Raw genomic sequence first — 6,248 nt, forward strand, 5'->3', positions numbered from 1 at the left:
ACTACGTCGGCGGCATCCTGCACCACGCGCCGTCGCTGCTGGCGTTCACCAACCCCACCGTCAACTCCTACAAGCGGCTGGTGCCCGGCTATGAGGCACCGATCAACCTGGTGTACAGCCAACGCAACCGGTCGGCGTGCGTGCGTATCCCGATCACCGGAACCAACCCCAAGGGCAAGCGGCTGGAGTTCCGCTGCCCGGACTCCTCGGGCAACCCGTACTTCGCGTTCGCCGCCATGCTGATGGCCGGTCTCGACGGCATCAAGAACAAGATCGAGCCGATGGCACCGGTCGACAAGGATCTCTACGAGCTGCCGCCCGACGAGGCCGCCAATATCCCGCAGGCCCCCACTCAATTGGCCGACGTGATCGACAACTTGGAAGCCGACCACGAATATCTCACCGAGGGTGGGGTATTCACCTCCGACCTGATCGACACCTGGATCGGCTACAAGCGCACCCACGAGATCGAGCCGATCAACATCCGCCCACACCCCTACGAGTTCGCGCTGTACTACGACTGCTGATCCCAGCGAGGGCGTATCCCGGCGTTTCTCGGCAAGGGTAACCGCGTCGGGCGGTGCTCGCCGGCCACGGTTGATAACGATTGAGAATCCGCGGATAACAATTGCGGATCGACTGACGACACAACTACTCTCGAACGCTTACCTTGAGCCCGCCGGGCTAGAAAGGTATGCGATGAAAAGCAACCCGTTTCAAGGCATGTCCCGCAGGGAATTTTTCACCCAGATCACCGCGGCGGGCGGTGCGGCGATGCTCGCCGAATGGGCCAGCCCGATCATCGACAAAGCCTACGCGGCGTCGGCACCGTCCGGCTCGCTGCAGAACATCGAACACATCGTGCTGTTCATGCAGGAAAACCATTCCTTCGATAACTACTTCGGAACCCGCTACGGCGTCAACGGATTCGGCAACACCGGAAACAACCCGCCGGCGGTGTTCAAACAACGCGGCTGGGCGCCGTCGGCATCCGGCGGCGGGCCCACCGACTTCAACGACGCCGCACAGTTCACCCTGCCGTTTCGGCTGAACACCGATCGCGGGCCGAGTTTATCGGGTGAATGCGTCAACGACCCCGACCACTCCTGGGCACCGACACACGAGGCGTGGAACGGCGGCGCCAACGACGGTTGGCTGCCCATGTCGATCAAGGCGGTCGGCTCCAAAAACGCGCCGGCGTTGATGGGCTATTACACCCGCGAGGACATCCCGATCCACTACCTGCTGGCCGACAAGTTCACCGTCTGCGACAACTATTTCTGCTCGGTGCTCGGGCCCACGGTGCCCAACCGGCTCTATTGGCTCAGCGCGACGCTCGACCCGGACGGCCAGTTCGGTGGGCCGTGGCTGACCACCCCGACGCTGTGGCCTAAATTCACGTTTTCCTGGGAGATCATGCCGCAGTCCCTGGAGCGGACCGGGGTCAGCTGGAAGGTCTACAACAACCACGATCTGGGACCGATCAACGGGGTCATCCTCAACGGTTTGGTCGGCGCGTTCAAACAGGCTCTGGACCCTGCGACCAACCTGTGGGCCAACGGGATCACCCCGCGGTATCCGCTGGACTTCGCCCTCGACGTCGCCGCCGACCGGCTGCCGCAGGTGTCCTGGGTGGTCACGCCGGTGCTCGAGTGCGAACACCCGGCGCTGCCGGTGTCGCTCGGCGGGGTCGGCATCGTCAACCTGCTGCGGATCCTGCTGTCCAACCCGAAAGTGTGGGAGAAGACGGCGGTGATCATCAGCTACGACGAACACGGCGGTTTCTTCGACCACGTCACCCCGCCCACCGCCCCACCGGGCACCCCGGGCGAGTACATCCCGGCGTCCATCGTCGACAGCGTGACCGGCTCGGGCGGCGTCACCGGGCCGGTCGGCCTGGGCTACCGGGTGCCGTGCCTGGTCATCTCGCCGTACAGCCGCGGCGGCCGAGTCGACTCCACCGTCTACGACCACACCTCGCAGCTGCGGCTGATCGAAACCCGATTCGGGGCGCCGGTGCCCAACCTCACCCCCTGGCGGCGGGGGGTCACCGGCGACATGACCAATGCGTTCGACTTCGGCAGCGTCGGCGCCAGCTGCCCCAACCTCGGCACGCCTGTGCTGACGGCGCTGCCCAAACTCCCGCAGTGTGTGCCGAACGTCGTGCTCGGAACCGCCGGCGTCGGCATCCCGTACCCGGTGCCGTTCCCCCAGACGATGCCGGTGCAGGAGTCCGGCCCGCCGACGCAGGAACTCACCCTGCCGGCGCAGGCGACCACAGCTCCGGTGCAACAGACCGCCCCGCCGGCAACCACCCCGCCTGCGCAGAACTCGCCAGTCAACCCGGTGCCGAGCCCCCGGCGGCAGATCCAGGACCCTTTCATCGCGACCTGACCAATCCGACAGCTGACCCACCTCAATCGCCGAACACCTTGCGCACCAGGGCCTTCGCGCGTCGCGTCACCCGCAGATAGTTGTCGAGGAACTCACCGCCGTCGTCGTCGTGCCAGCCGGCGGCGACGGCAACCGCGTTGAGCTGACGACCGGGGCCAGGCAGCTGGTCGGTGGGCTTGCCGCGCACCAGCACCAGCGCGTTGCGCGCGCGAGTGGCGGTCAGCCAGGCTTGGCGCAGCAGGTCCACGTCGGCTTCGCCGAGCAACCCGGCCGCCGCGATGGCGTCCAGGGTCTGCAGCGTCGAGGTGTTGTGCAGCGCCGGGACGTGGTGTGCATGCCGCAGCTGCAGCAGCTGCACGGCCCACTCGATGTCGGCCAGTCCGCCGCGGCCCAGTTTGGTGTGGGTGTTGGGGTCGGCGCCGCGCGGCAGCCGCTCGGCGTCGACCCGGGCCTTGATCCTCCGGATCTCCCGCACGGCGTCCGCCGACACCCCGCCGGCCGGGTACCGGATTCCATCGATCATCAGCAGGAACCGCCGGCCCAGCTCGACGTCGCCGGCGACCCGGTCCGCGCGCAGCAACGCCTGGACCTCCCACGGCTGCGCCCACTGCGCGTAATAGGCCGCATAGGAGGCCAGGGTGCGCACCAGTGGACCGTTGCGGCCCTCCGGGCGCAGATTGGTGTCGAGTTGCAAAGGCGGGTCGACGCTCGCGGTGCCCAGCAGTGCCCGGACCTGCTCGGCGATCGAGGTCGACCAGCGCACCGCGTCGGCGTCGGTGACCCCGTTGGCTTGAGCATTGGGCTCGCAGACGAACATCACATCCGCATCGGAGCCGTAGCCAAGCTCGTGACCGCCCAGCCGGCCCATACCGATGACCGCGATCCTGGCGGGAGGGCGGGGAGCGGCCTCGTTGGCCGGGTTCCCCGAGGGCAGGTTGACCCGGATGACGGCCTGAAGGGCGGCCTGCAACACCGCCACCCACACCGACGTCAGCGCCGTGCACACCTGCCTGACGTCCAGCATCCCCAACAGGTCAGCGGAGGCGATGCGGGCCAGTTCGTGCCGGCGCAGGCTGCGCGCGGTGGCGATCGCCCGCGCCGGGTCGGCGTAGCGGGCTGCTGAGGCGATCAGCGCGCCGGCCACCGCGTCGGGACCGGTGTCCAGCAGCTTCGGACCGGCCGGGCCGTCGCCGTAGGACGTGATCACCTCCGGCGCGCGCATCAGCAGCTCCGGGATGTACGCCGAGGTGCCGAGCACCCGCATCAGCCGCCTGGCGACCGAGCTTTTGTCACGCAGCGTGGCCAGATACCCATGCTGGGTAGCCATCGCCTCGCTGAGCCTGCGGTAGGCCAGCAGCCCGGTGTCGGGGTCGGGGGTGTCCGACAGCCAGTACAGCAGCGTGGGCAACAACACCGATTGCACCCGCGCGCGGCGGCCGCCCTGGCCGGTCAGCGCGGCCAGGTGCGTCAGTGCACTCTGCGGTGCCTCGTATCCGAGCGCGGCCAGTTGGCGCTCCGCGGCGTCAGAGGTCATCCCTGATAGCTCCGGGCGGACCGATTCCAGCAGCGGCTGGTAGAACAGCTTGGCATGCAGCCGGGACACCCGCAGGCTCTGTCGCTTGAGCTCCTCGCGCAGCACCCCCAGCGCATCATGACGGTTGTCGGGCCGGACGTGCGCGGCGCGGGCCAGCCAGCGCAGCGCCTCGTCGTCGTCGGCCGGCGGCAGCATGTGGGTGCGTTTGAGGCGCTGCAGCTGCAGCCGGTGTTCGAGCACGCGGAGAAACTCGTAGGAGGCGGTCAGGTTGGCCGCGTCGTCGCGGCCGATGTAGCCGCCGGCGCCCAGCGCCGAGAGCGCGTCGATGGTGGATGCCACGTGCAGGGACTCGTCGCCGCGGCCGTGCACCAGCTGCAGCAATTGCACCGCGAACTCGACGTCGCGCAACCCGCCGGTGCCTAGTTTGATCTCCCGTGCGCGTACATCGGCGGGCACCAGCTGCTCCACCCGGCGGCGCATGGCCTGCACGTCGGCGACGAAATCCTCACGCTCGCAGGCAGTCCACACCATCGGCATCAGCGCATCCATGTACCGCGCACCCAGCTCCGGGTCGCCGGCCGCGGGCCGGGCTTTCAACAATGCCTGGAACTCCCAGGTTTTCGCCCACCGCCGGTAGTAGTTGATGTGCGACTCGCAGGTGCGGACCAGTGGACCCTGGGCGCCCTCCGGGCGCAGCCCGGCGTCCACCGCGAAGAAGGCTTCCGAGGCCACCCGCATCATCTCACCGGCTATCCGGTTGGTCAGCGCGCCGGCATCCTCGCCGACGAAGATGACGTCGACGTCACTGACGTAGTTCAATTCCCGGGCACCGCATTTGCCCATCGCGATGACCGCCAGCCGCGGCGAGGCGTCAGCACCACACATCCTCGCCCGGGCCACCGCCAGTGCCGCCCTGAGCGCCGCATCGGCCAGGTCGGACAGGTGGGCTCCGACCGCGGCGAACGGCAGCACCGGCTCATCCTCGACGGTCGGCGCTAGGTCGAGCGCGGCCAGCACCAGCAGGCGGTCGCGGTAGAGCACCCGCAGCCGGTCGGTGTCGGCCGGGCCCGCGGCGTCCGCAAGCCCCTCGGCGCACTCGGCGAACATGCGCCGCAGCTGCGCGGCCGACGGAAGCGTGAGCGTGCCGTCTTGAGCATTCCCGCCGGCCAACAGTTTCCACGACTGCGGGTGGGCCACCACGTGGTCACCGAGCGCCACCGACGAGCCGAGCACCGCGAACAACCGGCCGCGCAGGCCGCGGTCGGTGAGCAGCTTTCTGCGCAGTTCGTCCCAGCCGGAACCCAGCGCCTCGGCCAGCCCGACCAGGCAGCGCAGTGCCACATCGGCATTCGGCGCGCGCGACAGCGACCACAGCAACTCGACGTGGGCCGGGCTGGCCGTGTCGTCATACCACCCGAGTTTCCTCAAGTCGGCGGCTGCGCGCGGGTCGACCAACCCGAGCCGGCCGGCACCGGGCAGCGTCGGGCGCTGCCTGGTTGGGTCAGCGGGATTAGCGGGATTGGCCAACGCTAGGACCGGCGGTTACAGCGAAAGATAATTCTGCAGCTCATACGGCGTCACATGGCTGCGGTAATTCGACCACTCTCGCCGCTTGTTTCGCAGAAAGAAGTCAAAGACCTGCTCCCCCAATGCTTCTGCGACCAGCTCGGAATTCTCCATCGCACTGAGCGCCCGGTCCAGGCTGCCGGGCAGTTCACGGTAGCCCATGGCCTGGCGTTCCGCCGGCGTCAGTTCCCACACATTGTCCTCGGCCTGCGGCCCCAGCTGGTAACCCTTCTCCACGCCGCGCAGGCCGGCGGCCAGCAGCACCGCGAACGTCAGGTAAGGGTTGCAGGCCGAGTCGGGGCTGCGCACCTCGATGCGACGCGACGACGTCTTGTGCGGGCTGTACATCGGCACCCGGACCAGCGCCGACCGGTTGGACGCCCCCCAGGACGCGGCGGTGGGCGCTTCACCACCATGTATCAGCCGCTTGTAGGAGTTGACCCACTGGTTGGTGACCGCGCTGATCTCGCAGGCGTGCTCCAGAATCCCGGCGATGAACGACTTGCCGATGTCGGAGAGCTGCAACGGGTCGTCGGGGCTGTGGAAGGCGTTGACCTCGCCCTCGAACAGGCTCATGTGGGTGTGCATCGCCGAGCCGGGGAAGTCGCGGAACGGCTTGGGCATGAACGACGCCCGCACCCCCTCTTCGAGCGCGATCTCTTTGATGACGTAGCGGAAGGTCATCACGTTGTCGGCCATCGACAGCGCGTCGGCGTAGCGCAGGTCGATCTCCTGCTGGCCGGGCGCGTTTTCG

Annotated in this window: 4 protein-coding genes; 2 read left to right on the forward strand and 2 right to left on the reverse strand. The window is 68.1% G+C overall.

The features are described from left to right. Positions 1–527: type I glutamate--ammonia ligase (locus AC2VON_RS24060; RefSeq protein WP_486955083.1), on the forward strand; the 527-nt coding region annotated here is incomplete at its 5' end. A 172-nt stretch (positions 528–699) separates the two neighbouring features. Beyond that, on the forward strand, positions 700–2,394 hold the full coding sequence (locus tag AC2VON_RS24065; protein WP_486955084.1) for a phospholipase C: 1,695 nt from the start codon (positions 700–702) through the stop codon (positions 2,392–2,394). Positions 2,395–2,416: 22 nt separating this feature from the next. Here the strand turns inward: AC2VON_RS24065 and AC2VON_RS24070 are convergent, their stop codons facing one another. Together AC2VON_RS24070 and AC2VON_RS24075 are read right to left on the reverse strand one after the other, a co-directional pair. Then, entirely contained in the window at positions 2,417–5,455 is a 3,039-nt protein-coding gene (locus tag AC2VON_RS24070) for a bifunctional [glutamine synthetase] adenylyltransferase/[glutamine synthetase]-adenylyl-L-tyrosine phosphorylase (protein ID WP_486955085.1), read from the reverse strand. A gap of 15 nt (positions 5,456–5,470) precedes the next feature. Beyond that, a partial coding sequence (locus tag AC2VON_RS24075) for a glutamine synthetase family protein (RefSeq protein WP_486955086.1) occupies positions 5,471–6,248 on the reverse strand: 778 nt, incomplete at its 5' end.

Source organism: Mycobacterium sp. TH-M82 (assembly GCF_057473605.1).